Annotated in this window: 12 protein-coding genes, 1 tRNA gene and 1 riboswitch; of the genes, 11 read left to right on the top strand and 2 right to left on the bottom strand. The window is 67.2% G+C overall.

Annotation, left to right across the window (positions count from 1 at the left end):
• Window positions 1–57: 57 nt before the first annotated feature.
• The 7 genes from AB4Y42_RS10990 to AB4Y42_RS10960 all read left to right on the top strand — a co-directional run bounded on the left by AB4Y42_RS10990 (window position 58) and on the right by AB4Y42_RS10960 (window position 9561).
• On the top strand, window positions 58–588 hold the full coding sequence (locus AB4Y42_RS10990; protein WP_342924131.1) for a disulfide bond formation protein B: 531 nt from the start codon (window positions 58–60) through the stop codon (window positions 586–588).
• Between the two features lie 394 nt (window positions 589–982).
• Window positions 983–2539, top strand: coding sequence for a xanthine dehydrogenase small subunit (xdhA, locus tag AB4Y42_RS10985; protein ID WP_368694156.1), 1557 nt, complete (start codon window positions 983–985; stop codon window positions 2537–2539).
• Window positions 2536–4920: a xanthine dehydrogenase molybdopterin binding subunit gene (gene xdhB, locus AB4Y42_RS10980; protein WP_368694155.1), complete on the top strand. Its 2385-nt coding sequence runs from the start codon at window positions 2536–2538 to the stop codon at window positions 4918–4920. Before xdhA ends, xdhB begins: the two co-directional genes overlap by 4 nt.
• Before the next feature lie 120 nt (window positions 4921–5040).
• Window positions 5041–6099, top strand: coding sequence for a xanthine dehydrogenase accessory protein XdhC (gene xdhC / locus AB4Y42_RS10975; protein WP_368694154.1), 1059 nt, complete (start codon window positions 5041–5043; stop codon window positions 6097–6099).
• A gap of 40 nt (window positions 6100–6139) precedes the next feature.
• Window positions 6140–7201, top strand: a complete 1062-nt coding sequence (locus tag AB4Y42_RS10970) for an adenosine deaminase (RefSeq protein WP_368694153.1) — start codon at window positions 6140–6142, stop codon at window positions 7199–7201.
• 194 nt (window positions 7202–7395) lie between these two features.
• Window positions 7396–8703, top strand: a complete 1308-nt coding sequence (gene guaD / locus AB4Y42_RS10965) for a guanine deaminase (RefSeq protein ID WP_368686697.1) — start codon at window positions 7396–7398, stop codon at window positions 8701–8703.
• A 37-nt stretch (window positions 8704–8740) separates the two neighbouring features.
• A riboswitch (yybP-ykoY riboswitch) is annotated at window positions 8741–8934 on the top strand.
• 54 nt (window positions 8935–8988) lie between these two features.
• Window positions 8989–9561, top strand: a complete 573-nt coding sequence (locus AB4Y42_RS10960; protein WP_368686698.1) for a TMEM165/GDT1 family protein — start codon at window positions 8989–8991, stop codon at window positions 9559–9561.
• A gap of 83 nt (window positions 9562–9644) precedes the next feature.
• Here AB4Y42_RS10960 and AB4Y42_RS10955 read toward each other — a convergent pair whose 3' ends face one another.
• Window positions 9645–10343, bottom strand: coding sequence for a DUF4136 domain-containing protein (locus AB4Y42_RS10955; protein ID WP_368686699.1), 699 nt, complete (start codon window positions 10341–10343; stop codon window positions 9645–9647).
• A gap of 377 nt (window positions 10344–10720) precedes the next feature.
• On the opposite strand from AB4Y42_RS10955, the gene pepN reads away from it, so the two are divergent.
• From pepN to AB4Y42_RS10940, 3 genes are all read left to right on the top strand, one after another.
• A complete protein-coding gene (gene pepN, locus AB4Y42_RS10950) occupies window positions 10721–13411 on the top strand; it encodes an aminopeptidase N (RefSeq protein WP_368694152.1) in 2691 nt (896 codons plus the stop codon).
• A 265-nt stretch (window positions 13412–13676) separates the two neighbouring features.
• Window positions 13677–14693 carry a class 1 fructose-bisphosphatase gene (locus AB4Y42_RS10945; protein WP_368686701.1) on the top strand — a complete coding sequence of 339 codons (1017 nt, stop codon included), beginning with the start codon at window positions 13677–13679 and terminating at the stop codon, window positions 14691–14693.
• Between the two features lie 66 nt (window positions 14694–14759).
• Window positions 14760–14835, top strand: a tRNA-Thr gene (locus AB4Y42_RS10940).
• Window positions 14836–14968: 133 nt separating this feature from the next.
• On the opposite strand, the gene AB4Y42_RS10935 is transcribed toward AB4Y42_RS10940, so the two are convergent.
• Entirely contained in the window at window positions 14969–15922 is a 954-nt protein-coding gene (locus tag AB4Y42_RS10935; protein WP_368694151.1) for a LysR family transcriptional regulator, read from the bottom strand.
• A gap of 117 nt (window positions 15923–16039) precedes the next feature.
• Here AB4Y42_RS10935 and AB4Y42_RS10930 point away from each other — a divergent pair, with 117 nt between their 5' ends.
• Window positions 16040–17158, top strand: a complete 1119-nt coding sequence (locus AB4Y42_RS10930) for an aldo/keto reductase (RefSeq protein WP_368694150.1) — start codon at window positions 16040–16042, stop codon at window positions 17156–17158.
• The last annotated feature ends 117 nt before the right edge of the window (window positions 17159–17275 follow it).

Genomic DNA, 17275 nt, shown 5'->3' with positions numbered 1-17275 from the left:
GTCACGCCGTCGCAGCCGCCTGTGCGCTGCGCCAGATAACCCGAACGAACGAGCCTCATGAACGACGATAACGCGCTGTTGCGCCGCGAGCGCGGCCTGCTGGTCCTCCTTGGCCTGATCTGCCTCGCGCTGCTGGGCGGCGCCCTGTACTTCCAGTATGTCGAACATCAGGACCCGTGCCCGCTGTGTATCCTGGGGCGCTATTTCCTGATCCTGATTGCGGTCTTCGCCTTTCTCGGCGCGCGTATGACGAGCTGGCGCGGCGTGCGCGTGCTCGAAGCGCTCGTGGTGCTTTCGGCGGTGGGCGGTGCGATTGCGTCCGCGAAGCTCGTCTGGGTGCAGGCGTTCCCCAACTACAGCTGCGGTTTCGACACGCTGCAGCCCATCGTCGATGGCCTGCCGTTCGCGCACTGGCTGCCCGGCGTGTTCAAGGTCCAGGGTCTTTGCGAAACCACCTATCCGCCGACGCTCGGCCTGACCATGCCGGTGTGGTCGCTGCTCGCCTTCATCATCGTGTTCCTGGCCGTGATCCTGAGCCTGTGGCGCAACCGGCGCCGCCAGGTGTCGTGGCCCGGCATCCGCCGCTGACCGGCTAGAGCGCACGGCGCAGGCGCGCCGCGCCTGGTCGAGCTCCACTGGCCCTTCCGGCTCACCCGCCTCATCCGCCGCCCGGCCATCGGGCGGCGCGCCCCGACAGCGCGATTTGCGCGTCAGGCTCGCACGGCAGGCTCGAATCGCGCACGACTTCCGCACCTTCCCCCGCCCTTCCGGCGCGCTCGCCGCACGCGGTGGCCTTGCACGGCCATACACGCTGTGACGGCGTCATGACCCAACTCACATAACCCCCATCTTGCGGGGGAAATACTTTCCTGCGGCAAGCGGTGCTATCTTCGGAACTGGATGGCGATCTACGTGCGCGAGGCCGGTGTTGGCGCGCCCCTCTCGTAACGCGCGCCTGATCCGCAATGTCCCCGGGTTCACCATGACAACGCAAACCATCCGCTTCCTCCACCGAGGCGCCGTGCACGAAGTGCGCGACCTGCCTCCCACGCGCACGGTGCTTCAGCATCTGCGCGAGGATCTGCATGCCTGCGGCACCAAGGAAGGCTGCGCGGAAGGCGACTGCGGCGCGTGCACCGTGGTTGTGGGCGAACTCGACAGCGCAGGCCGTCTCACGCTCAAGGCCGTCAACGCCTGTATCCAGTTCCTGCCGACCCTCGACGGCCGCGCGCTCTACACCGTCGAAGACCTGCGCCAGCCGGACGGCGCACTGCACCCGGTCCAGCAGGCGATGGTCGATTGCCACGGCTCGCAGTGCGGCTTCTGCACACCGGGCTTCGTCATGTCCTTGTGGGCGCTGTACGAGAACCAGCCTGCCGGCGCGGGCCTGCCGACCCGCGAGGAGATCAACGAGGCGCTCTCGGGCAACCTGTGCCGCTGCACCGGCTACCGTCCGATCATCGAAGCGGCGCTGCGCATGTTCGACGAAACCTGCCATGCACGCGTGGCGCTCGATCGCGCTCGCGTCGAGGCGCAGCTGCGCGCGCTGCGGCGCACCGGCACCTTCGAATATCGCGGCCCCGACGTGCGAGGCGCCGTGCACGGCGCAAGCACGTTCTACGCGCCGCGCACGCTCGCCGACTTCGCGGCGCTGCGTGCCGCGCATCCTGACGCGCGCGTGCTCGCGGGCAGCACCGATATCGGCCTGTGGGTCACGAAGCAGTTCCGCGACCTTGGCGACCTCATCTACACCGGCAACGTCGCGGAACTGACGAGCGTTTCGCGCGACGCCCAGACGCTCACGATCGGCGCGGCCGTTTCGCTCGAAGAGGCCTACGCCGCGCTCGCCATCGATTACCCCGAACTCGCGGAACTGTGGGCGCGCTTCGCCTCGCTGCCCATCCGCAACGCGGGGACGCTCGGCGGCAACGTCGCGAACGGCTCGCCGATCGGCGACTCGATGCCCGCGCTGCTCGCGCTCGACGCCACGCTCGTGCTGCGCCGCGCGGCGCGCGTGCGCACGCTGCCGCTCGCGGCCTTCTACACGGGCTACCAGCAGAACGCGCTCGAAGCCGGCGAATTCGTCGAAGCGGTCCGCGTGCCCCGGCCCGCGCCGACACTGCGCTTTCGCACCTACAAGGTCTCGAAACGCTACGACCAGGATATCTCGGCGGTATGCGCCGCATTTGCACTCGACGTGCGCGAGGACGGCACACTCGCGAGCGCGCGGATCGCCTACGGCGGCATGGCCGCGATCCCGCAGCGCGCCACGCACGCCGAAGCCGCGCTCACCGGCGCACGCTGGGACGAAGCCAGCGCCCAGCGCGCGATGGATGCGCTCGCCACCGACTATCAGCCGCTCACGGACATGCGCGCGAGCGGCGCGTACCGCCTGAAGGTCGCGCGCAATCTGCTGTGGCGCTGCTGGCTCGAAACGCGCGACGAGGCTCCGCTCGCGCTGTGCGACGTCAACGCGTTCGCTTTCACCGAAAGCGACGACGACGGCCTCGTCGACGCTGCCGCCGGAGTCACGCCATGAACGATCAGGCCGAAGCGCTCGTCATGCGCCCGCGGAAAGGCGATGAGCACGCCCACGAGCGCGCGCTCGGCGCGCCGCTGCCGCACGAATCCGCCGATGCACACGTGAGCGGCGAGGCGCGCTACACCGATGACATCCCCGAACTGCACGGCACCGTGCACGCGGCGCTCGGCCTTGCGCGCCATGCGCACGCGCGCATCGTCGCGCTGGATCTCGAACGCGTGCGCTCGTCGCCGGGTGTGCTTGCGGTGCTGACGGCCGCCGACATCCCCGGCGAGAACGACTGCGGCCCGGTCGTGCACGACGATCCGGTGCTCGCGAGCGACGTCGTGCAATATCTCGGGCAGCCCGTGTTCGCGGTGATCGCCACGAGCCACGAACTCGCGCGCCGCGCCGCGGCGCTCGCCGCGAGCGAAGACGTCGTGCGCTACGCGCCGCTCGAGCCCGTGCTCAGCATCGAAGAGGCCCGCACGCGCCAGCACTACGTGCTGCCGCCGCTGCGTCTCGTGCGCGGCGCGCCCGATGCGGCGCTCGCCGCTGCGCCGCATCGCCTCGCGGGCACGTTTGCCGTGGGCGGCCAGGAGCAGTTCTATCTCGAAGGCCAGGTGGCCTACGCGCTCCCGCAAGAGCAGACCGGCATGCTCGTCTACAGCTCGACGCAGCACCCGAGCGAAATGCAGCAGGTCGTCGCGCATCTGCTCGGCTGGCCCGCGCATCGCGTCGCCTGCGAATGCCGGCGCATGGGCGGCGGCTTCGGCGGCAAGGAATCGCAGTCGGCGCTGTTCGCGTGCGTCGCGGCGCTCGCGGCACACAAGCTGCAGCGCCCCGTGAAGCTGCGCGCGGATCGCGACGACGACTTCATGATCACCGGCAAGCGCCACGATGCGCTCTACACATACGAAGCGGGCTACGACGACGCAGGCAGGCTGCTCGGCGCGCGCGTGGAGATCGCGCTGCGCGCGGGCTATTCCGCCGATCTTTCGGGCGCGGTCGCCACGCGCGCGGTCTGTCACTTCGACAACGCCTACTTTCTGCCGGACGTCGAAATCGTCGCGCTCTGCTGCAAGACGAACACGCAGTCGAATACCGCGTTTCGCGGCTTCGGCGGCCCGCAAGGCGCGCTCGTGATGGAGGTGATGCTCGACGAGATCGCCCGGGCGCTGGGCCGCGATCCGCTCGATGTGCGGCGCGCGAACTATTACGGCAACGGCGAGCGCGACGTCACGCCTTACGGCCAGCGCGTGGAGGACAACGTGCTCGCGCCGCTCACCGACGAACTGCTCGCGTCGAGCCGCTATCACGAGCGCCGCGCGGCCATCGCCGCGTACAACCGCACGAGCCCCGTGCTCAAGCGCGGCCTGGCGCTCACGCCGGTCAAGTTCGGCATCTCGTTCAACGTGCCGCATCTGAACCAGGCGGGCGCGCTCGTGCATGTGTATCGCGACGGCTCGGTGCTCGTGAACCACGGCGGCACCGAAATGGGCCAGGGGCTCAACACCAAGGTCGCACAGGTCGTGGCGGGCACGCTCGGCTTGCCGCTCGCACGCGTGCGCGTGAGCGCCGCCGATACCTCGAAGGTCGCCAATACGTCGGCGACGGCGGCCTCGACGGGCAGCGACCTCAACGGCAAGGCCGCCGAGGATGCCGCGCTCACGATCCGCGCGCGCCTCGCCGCGTTCGCGGCGGCACAATACGGCTGCGCAGCCGAAGACGTCGCGTTCGACGATGGCCTGGTGCGAGCGAACGGCAAGGCGATCGCCTTTGGCGAATGCGTCGAACTCGCATACATGAAGCGTGTGCAACTGTGGTCCGATGGCTTCTATGCCACGCCCAAAGTGCATTGGGACGCGCGCACGCTCACCGGCCATCCGTTCTACTACTTCGCCTATGGCGCGGCGGTGTCCGAAGTGGTCGTCGACACGCTCACGGGCGAATGGAAGCTCGTGCGCGCCGATGTGCTGCACGACGCGGGCCAGTCGATCAATCCGGCCATCGATCTCGGCCAGGTGGAAGGCGGCTTCATTCAGGGCATGGGCTGGCTCACCACCGAGGAGCTTTGGTGGAACCGCGACGGACGGCTCATGACGCATGCCCCGTCCACTTACAAGATTCCGGCGGTAAGCGACACGCCAGAGGCGTTCGACGTGAAGCTCTATCGCAGCGGCGGCAACTGCAATGTCGAACCGACCGTGTTCCGCTCGAAGGCCGTGGGCGAGCCGCCGCTGCTGTTGCCGTTCTCGGTATTTCTCGCGATTCGCGACGCCGTGGGCGCGGCGGTGCCCGAGGCGCGCGAGGCCGCGCCGCTGCGCGCGCCCGCGACGCCTGAAGCAATTCTCGATGCGCTGGACGCGCTGCGGGAAAACCACCGCAAAATGGACTGACCGCGCGCGAACCTGCCGGCGCCTCGCACACTCCAACCGCGAAGCGCAGCCCGCGCGAAGCCACGAAGATTAACCGGCGGCACAGGCGAGAACGTGCCGCCCCGTAGGGAGAAGCGCCAGATGCAAACCTGGCTTTCCGATCTGCAGCAACTGCTCGCGCACGGCGACGCCGCCGTGCTGGTCACCGTTACGCGCGTCGAGGGATCGGCGCCGCGCGAGGCCGGCACGAAGATGATCGTCACGCGCGAAGCGGCCCGCCACACCATCGGCGGCGGCCACCTCGAATGGAAGGCCATCGAAATCGCGCGTCAGGTGCTGCGCGACGGCATGCGCACGCCGCACGCGCGGCGCCTCGAGCGCCTCGCGCTCGGGCCGAGCCTCGGCCAGTGCTGCGGCGGCGCCGTGGTGCTCGCGTTCGAGCGCCTCGACGTGGCCGACCTCGGCTGGCTCGCCACGCTCGCGCGCCGCCTCGCGGCAGGCGCGTCGACCGTGCGTAGCGTATCATTTCGCTCCTCGCGGAACGGGAGCCCGGAAGGTGAAGGCACCGCAGCCGATCCGGCCATGCTTTCCGAGCCGGAGCCGGGCGTGGAAGCGCCCGACTGCCTGCTGTGGGAAACGGGCGGCGCACTGCTCCTCACCGAAACCATCGCGCCGAACGACTTTCCCGTCGTGCTGTTCGGCGCGGGCCACGTGGGCGCAGCGCTCGTGCGCGTGCTCGGCACGCTGCCCTGCCGCGTGCTGTGGGTCGACGAGCGCGACGCCGCGTTTCCGACGCCCGAGGCGTTCGCGCTGCTGAACGCGCCCAACGTCGCGATCGACGCCAACGACGCGCCCGACGAAGCCGTCGACACGGCCCCGCCCGGCACGAGCTTCATCGTGATGACGCACGATCATTCGCGCGACCTCGATCTCGCCGAGCGCATCCTGCGCCGCGGCGACTTCGTGTTCTTCGGCATGATCGGCTCGCACACGAAGCGCAAGCAGTTCGAGCACCGGCTCGCCGCGCGCGGCATCGATCCCCTGCAGATCGCGCGCATGAACTGCCCGCTCGGCGTGGACGGCATCGTCGACAAGTCGCCCGAAGTCATCGCCGTGTCGGCCGCCGCGCAACTGCTGCAGGCGATCGAAGCGGCGAAGCGGGCGAGCGCGGCGCATGCCCCCGCCACCCATTCCGCGTGATGTCAAACACTGAAGAACCCGAAAGCTAATCGAACCGAACATGACGATCACGACCACCGCCAATACCGCCGCCAACGCAAAGGCGCTCGTCGACAAGGCCGCCAATGCGCCGAAGGCCGAGCTGCACATCCATATCGAAGGCTCGCTCGAACCCGAGCTGATCTTCGCGCTCGCCCAGCGCAACAATGTCAAGCTCGCCTACGACTCGATCGACGCGCTGCGCGCCGCCTACGCGTTCACCGACCTGCAGTCGTTCCTCGACATCTACTACGCGGGCGCGAGCGTGCTGCTCTCGGAGCAGGACTTCTACGACATGACGATGGCGTACTGCGAGCGCGCGCTCGCCGACAACGTCGTGCACACCGAAATTTTCTTCGATCCGCAGACGCATACCGAACGCGGCGTGCCGATCGAAACCGTGGTCGCTGGCATCGACCGCGCGCTTGCCGACGCCGAAAAGCGCGGCCTCACGAGCAAGCTGATCCTGTGCTTCCTGCGCCACCTGAGCGAAGCCGATGCGCTCGCCACCTTTGAAGCCGCGCGCCCGCTGTTCGAGCGCTATGCGCGCCTGATCGGCGTGGGCCTCGACTCGTCGGAGCGCGGTCATCCGCCTTCGAAATTCGAGCGCGTGTTCGAGAAGGCGCGGGCGTTGGGGCTGAAGCTCGTCGCGCACGCAGGCGAGGAAGGCCCGCCCTCCTATATTTACGAAGCGCTCGACCTGCTCAAGGTCGACCGCGTCGATCACGGCGTGCGCAGCATCGAAGACGCGGCGCTCGTCACGCGTCTGGCCGACACGCGCGTGGCGCTCACGGTGTGCCCGCTCTCGAACACCAAGCTGTGCGTGTTCGACGACATGACGCAGCACACGCTCAAGGCCCTGCTCGACAAGGGCGTCGCAGTGACCGTCAATTCCGACGATCCCGCCTACTTCGGCGGCTACGTCAACGAGAACTACCGCGCCATCATCGAAGCGCTCGAGCTCGACGACGACGAGGTGTACACGATCCTGCGCAACGGCTTCGAGGCTTCGTTCGTGACGCCCGAAGAGCGCGCCGCGCTGATCGCGAAGCTCGACGCGAACTGGAGTCGCGCAACGGCTTAGGGCCTGCACCCAGGCGCTAACTAAAAACGCGGACTCGTCCGCACAGCAAGCCCCAGCCCGGGCTGTCACACGAATCCGGTCCAGCGCGCGAGCGCCGGACCGTGGGCCCTTGCGCGCCGCAATTTCAGGAGCGGCATGCGTGATGCGGGGCATGCATTGGACGATTACCTGAATTTATCGGAGACGAAGTTCCCATGACTCAATCGGCTTACCGCGCAAAACTGTTGACGTTCACCGGCGACCCTGCGCAATCGTCCGACGCCGCTGTCTTTGACGAAGACGGCGTCGTGATCGTCGAAGACGGCCACGTGGTCGCCTCGGGCGCGTGGTCCGCGCTCAAGTCGCGCGTCGATGAAAACGCGACGGTCCACAATCTGCGCGACAAGCTGATCGTGCCTGGCTTCATCGACACGCACATCCACTATCCGCAGACTGACATGATCGCCTCGCCCGCGCCGGGTCTGCTGCCGTGGCTGAACACGTACACGTTCCCGACCGAGCGCGGCTTCGAAAACGAAGCGGTGGCGCAGGACACGGCGCGCTTTTTCGTCGACGAGCTGCTCGCCTGCGGCACGACCACGGCGCTCGTGTACTGCACCGTGCACAAGCAGTCCGCCGACGCGCTCTTTACCGCGAGCGAAGCGAAGAACCTGCGCATGGTCGCGGGCAAGGTGCTGATGGATCGCCATTGCCCCGAGTTCCTGCGCGACACGCCGCAAACGGGCTACGACGACAGCGCCGAGCTGATCGAGCGCTGGCACAACCGCGGGCGCCAGATGTACGCGCTCACGCCGCGCTTCGCGCCCACTTCGACCGAAGCGCAGCTCGAAGCGTGCGGCGCGCTCGCGAAGGCGCATGGCGACATCTTCATCCAGAGCCACGTGGCCGAGAACCCGGACGAGGTGAAGTGGGTCAAGGAACTGTTCCCGGGCCATCGCAGCTACCTCGACGTGTACGATCACTACGGACTCCTGCGCAAGCGGGCCGTGTACGGCCACTGCATCTGGCTCGACGATGAAGACCGCCGCCGCATGGCAGATACGGGCACGGTCGCGGCGCACTGCCCGACCTCGAACCTGTTCCTCGGCAGCGGCCTGTTCGACTTCGACAAGGCCGGCGAATCGTCGATGCCGGTGACGCTCGCCACCGACGTGGGCGGCGGCACCTCGTTCTCCATGCTGCAAACCATGAACGAGGCGCACAAGGTCGCGCGCATGGGCGGCCACCACCTCACGGCCACGCGCATGTTCTGGCTGGCGACAGCGGGCGCGGCGCAGGCGCTCGATCTCGCCGACAAGATCGGCACGCTCGCGCCCGGCAGCGAAGCGGACTTCGTCGTGCTCGACGCGCAGGCCACGCCGCTGCTCGCGCGGCGCACGGCACGCGCCGAATCGTTGGAAGAATTGCTGTTCGCGCTCGCCCTGCTCGGCGACGACCGCGCCGTGTTCGAGACCTACGCGGCAGGCAAGCGCGTGCACAGCCGCGCCGGCACGCGCCGCTGAAAGCCCCGCCCAGCGCGGGGTTGCAGGCAAAAGCGCGATACTATGATCCGCGCTTCATTGGGGAGTAGCCGCCTCGCATCGCGCCGCAGCGCCGGTCTTCGGATCCGGGGCTTGCCGCGCGCGAATTCGCGGGGGCGTCCGTCAACAGACCTGGCTTGTACGGCCATGGCGGACGCGGCCTTTGTCCCGGGCCTGGCGAGACCGATGACCCATGTCCGCCGCAACAGGGCCCGGCGGTTCGTGGGTCGTCGCTCGCAGACACACGGCCCGAGGATCCATCAGAACGTGAACCAAGCCTTCCTGGTCTCGGCCGGCGCAGTCGCGCTCGCCGAAATCGGCGACAAGACGCAGTTGCTCTCGCTCGTGCTCGCGGCGCGCTACCGCAGACCGCTGCCGATCATCCTCGGCGTGCTCGTCGCGACGCTCGTCAATCACTCGGGCGCGGGCGCGCTCGGCACGTGGCTCGGCGCGTTCGTGACGCCTGGCGTCATGCGCTGGGCGCTCGCCGCCTCGTTCGTCGCCATGGGGCTCTGGATCCTCGTACCGGACAAGCTCGATGAAGGCGAGGCGAACGTGAACCGCTCGCAGCTCGGCGTGTTCGGCGCCACGGTGGTGACCTTCTTTCTAGCGGAAATGGGCGACAAAACGCAGATCGCGACCGTGGCGCTCGCCGCGCGCTTTCACGACTTCTTCGGCGTGGTGGCGGGCACGACGCTCGGCATGATGATCGCCAATGTGCCCGCGATCCTGCTCGGCGACCGCTTCGCCCACAAGCTGCCGACGAAACTCGTGCATGCCGTTGCGGCGGTGCTGTTCGTCGTACTCGGCGTGCTCGCGATTCTGGGCGTGGGGTTCTGACGTGCCGTCGCGCATGGCATAAAAAAACGCGCCGGACAGAAGTTCCGACGCGTCGCCTGGTGGGCGGGCACGACGATGCGTGCCTATTTCGCCGGCGCGTTCCCCGTCGCGGCCGCACTGCCCTGCCCCGCACCCGCCGGAGCCGCAGCTGTCTCGTTCGGCGCGCCGCCATTCTTGCCGACCGGAATCTTGACCTCCGTGACCGTGCCGTTGGCCAGCGGGAAATTCCCCAGCGCGCTCTGCACGAGAAAGGGCATCACGCGTACGAGCGAGGGATCGTCGCCCGAAGTGCGCGCCTGCACGTTATAGACCTCCTTGCCGCTCGCCTTTTCCGTGATGCGAATCGCGAGCGCATGCGAATACACGGGATAGCTCTGGTTCACGTAGGCGGGCTGATAAGGTCCCCATGCGCCCCACGGGTTCCACGGCCCCCAGTACGGGCCCGGCCAGGGGTTGTAGAACACGGGCTGCGCGACCGTCACCGTGTCGGTGCGGCTGCCGTAGGCGAGGCCCACGAGATAGCGCGCCTGCGGCTCGGCCACGAGGCGGAATGCGTGCATGGCGAGCCCGTTGGCGACGAACTGCTCGTAGGTGCTCTGCTCGATGCTCTGGTTCTGCTCGGGGCTGCGTTTGAACGCGAAGGTGCGCGTGGCGTCACTGCCGCCGTCCCATGCGGAGAAGGCGGTCACCTGGCTCGTCACGTAGGTCGTGCAGCCGGAGAGCGTGAGGGCGAGCGCCGCCAGCATCAGGAGGGCGCGGCGGGTCCATCTGTCGTGCATCATGGTCTTCTCGTAGCAGGGTTGCTTCAGTTGGAAAAGTGCAGTCGTGGGGGCCGCTCTCTCCGATACGATCTTTGCGCCGCGCTTATTCCGTGTCCGATCCGTGCGCATTCCACGCCGGTCGTGTCCTGTTTTGCGTTCAGCCAGCTGCGCGGCAGGGCCTGATCATACTGACTCGTGGCGCGGCGCGAAAGTTCGGCGACCGGGCCCCGACGGACAAAGCGGCCCGAGCCTTTGTACAATGGGGCGATCCGCCGCGCTCCCGCGACGGCAGGCAGCGCCCGGCGGGCGCACACGCCGCCGCGGCCGGCCCATTCGATCCACACCGAGCGATCCACACCGATCGATCCACCCCGATCCGACACGCCCCTATCCAGACCATGTCCGATACCGCCACGCCCACCGTGATCCGCCGCGAAGACTACGCGCCGCCCGCGTTTCTGATCGATACCGTCGACCTCGAATTCGACCTCGTGCCCGAGCGCACGATCGTCAAGAGCACGTTGCGCGTGCGTCGCAATCCCGACGCGCAACCCACCTCGCACCTCGAACTCATGGGCGAGCAGCTCGAATTCATCGGCGCGGCGATCGACGGCAAGCCTTACGCGAATGTCCGCGCGCACGAACACGGGCTCACGATCGAGAACGTGCCCGAGGCCTTCGAGCTCACGCTCACCGGCGCGTGCGCGCCCGCCGCCAACACCACGCTCTCGGGCCTGTACGTGTCGAGCGGCAACTTCTTTACGCAGTGCGAGGCCGAAGGGTTTCGCCGCATCACCTGGTTCCTCGACCGGCCCGACGTGATGGCGACCTACACGGTCACGCTGCGCGCCGACAAGACCGCGTACCCGGTGCTGCTCTCGAACGGCAACCTGATCGCCGAAGGCGAGCTGCCCGATGGCCGTCACTATGCGAAATGGGAAGACCCGTTCCGCAAGCCGAGCTATCTGTTCGCGCTCGTGGCGGGCAAGCTCGTGGCGCTGGAAGAGCGCATCCAGAGCGGCTCGGGCAAGGAAAAGCTGCTGCAGGTCTGGGTCGAGCCGCACGATCTCGACAAGACGCGCCACGCGATGGACTCGCTCATCCACTCGATCCACTGGGACGAACAGCGCTTTGGCCTCGAACTCGATCTCGACCGCTTCATGATCGTCGCCGTGAGCGACTTCAACATGGGCGCGATGGAGAACAAGGGGCTCAACATCTTCAATACGAAGTACGTGCTCGCGAATCCGGAAACGGCCACCGATGTCGACTTCGCCAACATCGAGGCCGTGGTCGGCCACGAGTACTTCCACAACTGGACCGGCAACCGCGTGACCTGCCGCGACTGGTTCCAGCTGAGCCTGAAGGAAGGCCTCACGGTGTTCCGCGACCAGGAGTTCTCGGCGGCGATGTCGGGCGGCGACGAGAACGAGGCGGCGCGCGCGACCAAACGCATCGAAGACGTGCGCGTGCTGCGCCAGATGCAGTTCGCCGAAGACGCAGGCCCGATGGCACATCCGGTGCGCCCCGAGAGCTACGTCGAGATCAACAACTTTTACACGATGACCGTCTACGAAAAAGGCGCGGAAGTCGTGCGGATGTATCAGACGCTGCTCGGACGCGACGGCTTCCGCAAGGGCATGGACCTGTACTTCCAGCGCCACGACGGCCAGGCCGTGACCTGCAACGACTTCCGCGCCGCGATGGCCGACGCCAACGGCCGCGACCTCGCGCAATTCGAACGCTGGTATAGCCAGGCGGGCACGCCGCGCGTGAGCGTGAGCACGAGCTACGACGAAGGCACGCGCTGCTACAGCGTGACGCTCACGCAGGGCTACGCCAACGGCTCGCCCGCCGCGCGCGAAACGCAGAAGGGCCCGCTGCACATTCCGTTTGCAATCGGCCTGATCGGCGCGGACGGCGCGGACCTGCCGCTGCGCCTCGAAGGCGAAGCCGCCGCGCACGGCACGACGCGCGTGCTGGAGCTGACCGACACGCAGCAGACCTTCACGTTCGCCGACGTGATGGCCAAGCCCCTGCCCTCGCTGCTGCGCAACTTCTCGGCGCCGGTCATCGTCGACTACGACTACGGCAACGACGAACTCGCGTTCCTGCTCGCGCACGACAGCGATGCGTTCAATCGCTGGGAAGCGGGCCAGCGCCTCGCCACGCGGGAACTGCTCGCGCTCGCCGGACGCGCCGCCGCGGGCCAGCCGCTCGAAATCAACGACGCGCTCGTCGATGCGTTCCGCCGCGTGCTGACCGACGAATCGCTCTCGCCGTCGTTCCGCGAGCTGGCGCTCATGCTGCCCTCGGAAACGTATCTCGCCGAGCAGATGACCGAATCCGATCCGGCCGCCGTGCATGCCGCGCGCCAGTTCGTGCGCAAGCAACTGGCAACGGCGCTGCAAGGTGAATGGCTCGCCGCCTATGAGCGCAATATCACGCCGGGCGCGTACGAGCCGACGCCCGAGGGGGCTGGGCACCGCGGCTTGAAGAACCTCGCGCTCTCGTATCTCTCGGAGCTCGACGACTCCGCGCAAGCGGTGCGGCTCGCCACGGCGCAATACGACGCCGCGAACAACATGACCGACCGTTCGGCGGCGCTCTCGGCGCTGTTGAACGTGCAGGCGGCCACGGGCGGCGACGTCGCTCGCCGCGCGCTCGAAGACTTCTACGTACGCTTCGAGAAGGAACCGCTCGTGATCGACAAGTGGTTCGCGCTGCAAGCCACGCAACGGGGCACGGCGCAACGCCCGGCCATCGAGACGGTGCGCGCGCTCATGGGCCACCCGGCGTTCAACATCAAGAACCCGAACCGCGCACGCTCGCTGATCTTCAGCTTCTGCGCAGCGAACCCCGCGCAGTTCCATGCCGCCGACGGCTCGGGCTACGCATTCTGGGCCGACCAGGTGATCGCGCTCGACGCGCTCAATCCGCAGGTCGCGGCGCGCCTCGCCCGCAATCTCGAACTATGGCGCCGCTTCACGCCCGCGCTGCGTGACGCGATGCGCACGGCGCTCGAGCGCGTCGCCGCTGAGGCCAAATCGCGCGACGTACGCGAGATCGTCGAAAAAGCGCTGGCTTGATCAGACGAAACCGGACGAAGCGGCACACCACGCGCGGCGCCTGAGCAGCGCCGCGCGGCGACCCATGAACCGGCCGGCGCGCCGGTTTTTTTGCGCATTTTTTTCACGATTATTTTGGCGGTGCGCCGCGACCGGGCACCGCGCCCAAAGCCGCGCCAGCCAACCCGGCCGGGCCCCGGCGCTTTATTTTGCGCGGCTGTGCGGCGGGCGGTCACAGTCGAGCGGGTAGAATTGCGCTATTCCCAAGCGTATCCGGAGTACTGCAATGGCTTTGCAACGTCGCACCACCCTCACCAAGTACCTGATCGAGCAGCAGCGCCAGCACAGCAACCTGCCCGCCGACCTGCGTCTCCTGATCGAAGTCGTCGCGCGCGCGTGCAAGGCGATCAGCTTCAACGTCAGCAAGGGCGCGCTCGGTGACGCCCTCGGCACGGCCGGCAGCGAGAACGTCCAGGGCGAAGTGCAGAAGAACCTCGACATCCTCTCGAACGAGATCCTGCTCGACGCCAACGAATGGGGCGGCAACCTCGCCGCGATGGCCTCGGAGGAAATGGAAACGTTCTTCCCGATCCCGGCCAACTATCCGAAGGGCGAATACCTGCTCGTGTTCGATCCGCTCGACGGCTCGTCGAACATCGACGTGAACGTGTCGATTGGCACGATCTTCTCGGTGCTGCGCTGCCCGGACGGCCAGCAGGCGACCGAGGAATCGTTCCTGCAGCCCGGCACGAAGCAGGTCGCCGCGGGCTACGCCGTATACGGCCCGCAAACGGTGCTCGTGCTCACGACCGGCCACGGCGTGAACTGCTTCACGCTCGACCGCGAACTGGGCTCGTGGGTGCTCACGCAAAGCGACATGCGCATTCCGGAAGAGACGCGCGAATACGCGATCAATGCGTCGAACGCACGCCACTGGTATGAGCCGGTGCAGAAGTACATCGGCGAGCTGAACGCCGGCAAGGACGGCGCGCGCGGCGAGAACTTCAACATGCGCTGGATTGCCTCGATGGTCGCGGATGTGCACCGCATTCTGAACCGCGGCGGCATCTTCATGTACCCGGCCGACAAGCGCGATCCGTCGAAGCCCGGCAAGCTGCGCCTGATGTACGAAGCGAACCCGATGTCGTTCATCGTCGAACAGGCGGGCGGCATGGCGACCAACGGCGAAGAGCGCATTCTCGAGATCCAGCCGAAGAGCCTGCATGAGCGCGTCGCCGTATTCCTCGGCTCGAAGAACGAGGTCGAGCGCGTCACGCGCTACCACCACGAAGCGAAAAAATGAAAAAAGAGGAGGGAAGGGCTTGCATAGTTCGCGGGGACTTCCTATAATCTTTCTTCTCTGATGCACGCCGGAATAGCTCAGACGGTAGAGCAGCGCATTCGTAATGCGAAGGTCGGGGGTTCGATTCCTCTTTCCGGCACCAGGATTCAAGCAAAAAGCCCAGTCTTCGGACTGGGCTTTTTGCTTTGTGGCGTCGGCGCACGGCACTCCGTGCGCTGTGCCTAACCCCTTCGATCATCTGATCCCATCGCCCCACCTCGCGCTACGTGATGAGCTTAGGCGCCCTCACGCTTCTCGCGCAGAAAGTCGATGAACGCACGCAGCTTGGGCGGCAACTGCGCACGCCCGGCCGTATACAAATAGAACCCCGGGAACGATGCGCCCCACGGCTCGAGCACCGGCACGAGCCGGCCTTCCTCCAGCTGCGCACGCACGTAATCTTCGATCACGTGCAGCAGACCCACGCCCTGCTCGGCGGCACGCACCATCGTACGCAGATCGTTGGTCACGAAGCGGCCCTCGGTGACCACATCGAACACGCGCCCAGGATCCTCCGGCTGCGCGAACTCCCAGCGGTAGACGCCGCCCGGCGCGAAGCGATAGTGCAGGCAATCATGCGCGGCGAGGTCGTCTGGGGTGACGGGCCGAGCGCGACGCTCGAAGTATGCCGGCGAGCCCACCACGACGATGCGAATCGGCCCGCCGATCGGCACCGCCATCATGCCCGGCGCAACCGATTCCCCCAGGCGGATCCCGGCATCGAAGCCGTCGCCGACCAGATCGGCGAAACCGTCGTCGAGCGCGAGTTCGAGCTTGATCTGCGGATAGCGCGCCATGAATTCCGCGAGGTGCGGCATGACGAGCAACTCGCTCGCCACGCGCGGCAGGTTGATGCGCAGCGTGCCGGCCGGGGCGTCGCGCGAGGCGTCGAGTGCATCGAACGCCGCCTCGATCTGTGAGAGTGCGGGCTGAACGCGCGCGAGCAACTGCGCGCCCGCCTCGGTCAGCGCGACTCGGCGCGTCGTGCGATTGAAGAGCCTCACGCCGAGCTGCGCTTCGAGCGCCCGCACCGTTTGCGAAAGCGCCGAAGTCGAGAAGCCCGCGGCGGAGGCCGCACGCGTGAAGCTGCCATGGCGAGCGACAGCAGCCACCGCCAGCAGTGCGGGCAGGCGTCCCGCCAGTCCCGACGTGGCGGGCGGCGCGAACGGTGGCGTGGAAACCGGGTCCATGTTGCCTCCATTGTGAAGCCTGGCTTCACAGTGCTTTCAGCTGAGCCCGATTTTTCCACAAAAAGGAATAGCGCCAGATGAGTTCGCGTTCGCCATTCACTCTTTGAGGAAACCGCCATGAAACTCGCTAGCTACACCCTGCTCGGCCGCTCGGGCCTGCGCGTCAGCCCCATCGCCCTCGGCACGATGACGTTCGGCACCGAATGGGGCTGGGGCGCCGACGAAGCCACCGCACAGCGACTCTTCGACCTCTATGTCGATGCAGGCGGCAATTTCATCGACACCGCCGACCTCTATACAGAAGGCACGAGCGAAACCTGGGTGGGGCGCTTCGCGGCGGCGCGCGGTCTGCGTGAGCGGCTCGTCATCGCCACCAAGTATTCGTACAACGCGCAAGCGGGCAATCCGAACGCCGGCGGCAACCATCGCAAGAACCTGTTGCGCGCGCTCGACGGCTCGCTCAAGCGCCTAGGGACCGACTACATCGATCTCTATTACCTGCACACGTGGGACCGCATGACGCCCGTCGACGAAGTGATGCGCGCAATGGACGACGCCGTGCGCGCGGGCAAGATCCGCTACGTGGGTCTCTCCGACGTCCCCGCCTGGTACGCGGGCCGTGCGCAGACGCTGGCCGACTGGCGCGGCTTCGAGCCGGTCGCGGCCATGCAGCTCGAATACTCCCTGATCGAGCGCAACGCGGAACACGAATTCGCCGATCTCGCGACGCAACTCGGCATGGGGCTCGTGCCGTGGAGTCCGCTCGGCATGGGGGTGCTGTCGGGGAAGTATCGGCCGTCGCAGGCCAGCGAAGGCGTGAGCGGTGCGGGCCGCTTGCAGACGATGGGGGCAAAGCCGCCGCCCGGCTTCGACAAGCTCTCGGCGCGCAACTTTGCGATCGTCGCTGAGCTCGAGCGGGTCGCGCAGGAGGCCAACCGCCCCATGGCCCAGGTGGCGTTGAACTGGCTGTATCAGAAGCGCGGCGTGGCGAGCATCATCGTGGGCGCAACCAAAGCCGCGCAACTCGAAGAGTCGCTGGGCGCGCTCGACTTCACGCTCGCCCCCGAACTGGTCGCGCGTCTCGACGCGGCCTCCGAGCCCGCTCACCCGTTTCCGTACTACATGTTCGCGGACGGCCACCAGTCACGCATTCATGGCCAGGTGGACGTGCGCGCGACGCCCGCGAACCATGCTCAAGTGCAGCGTGTGCCGGCGCCGCCGGAGGCCCAAACGTAACGAATTATCGGTGTGCATCAATACGCCGCGCCCGAATGCGCGGCTATTTACGCACGTTCGGTCATTAAATCGCGGCTAAATGACGCGCAACAAAGTATTAATCACCCAATCGGATAG

The sequence above is a fragment of the Paraburkholderia sp. EG286B genome (genome assembly GCF_040965655.1).
GTDB lineage: Bacteria > Pseudomonadota > Gammaproteobacteria > Burkholderiales > Burkholderiaceae > Paraburkholderia.
The sequence above is the reverse complement of the archived record's forward strand: the minus strand, read 5'-3'. Positions and strand labels throughout refer to the sequence as shown.

What these genes read in the sequence shown, in the direction of transcription:
- xdhA (WP_368694156.1), top strand. Translation starts at nt 983, where the DNA reads ATGACAACGCAAACCATCCGCTTCCTCCACCGAGGCGCCGTGCACGAA.
- xdhC (WP_368694154.1), top strand. Translation starts at nt 5,041, where the DNA reads ATGCAAACCTGGCTTTCCGATCTGCAGCAACTGCTCGCGCACGGCGAC.
- xdhB (WP_368694155.1), top strand. Translation starts at nt 2,536, where the DNA reads ATGAACGATCAGGCCGAAGCGCTCGTCATGCGCCCGCGGAAAGGCGAT.
- AB4Y42_RS10945 (WP_368686701.1), top strand. Translation starts at nt 13,677, where the DNA reads ATGGCTTTGCAACGTCGCACCACCCTCACCAAGTACCTGATCGAGCAG.
- AB4Y42_RS10955 (WP_368686699.1), bottom strand. Translation starts at nt 10,343, where the DNA reads ATGATGCACGACAGATGGACCCGCCGCGCCCTCCTGATGCTGGCGGCG.
- AB4Y42_RS10935 (WP_368694151.1), bottom strand. Translation starts at nt 15,922, where the DNA reads ATGGACCCGGTTTCCACGCCACCGTTCGCGCCGCCCGCCACGTCGGGA.
- guaD (WP_368686697.1), top strand. Translation starts at nt 7,396, where the DNA reads ATGACTCAATCGGCTTACCGCGCAAAACTGTTGACGTTCACCGGCGAC.
- pepN (WP_368694152.1), top strand. Translation starts at nt 10,721, where the DNA reads ATGTCCGATACCGCCACGCCCACCGTGATCCGCCGCGAAGACTACGCG.
- AB4Y42_RS10930 (WP_368694150.1), top strand. Translation starts at nt 16,040, where the DNA reads ATGAAACTCGCTAGCTACACCCTGCTCGGCCGCTCGGGCCTGCGCGTC.
- AB4Y42_RS10990 (WP_342924131.1), top strand. Translation starts at nt 58, where the DNA reads ATGAACGACGATAACGCGCTGTTGCGCCGCGAGCGCGGCCTGCTGGTC.
- AB4Y42_RS10970 (WP_368694153.1), top strand. Translation starts at nt 6,140, where the DNA reads ATGACGATCACGACCACCGCCAATACCGCCGCCAACGCAAAGGCGCTC.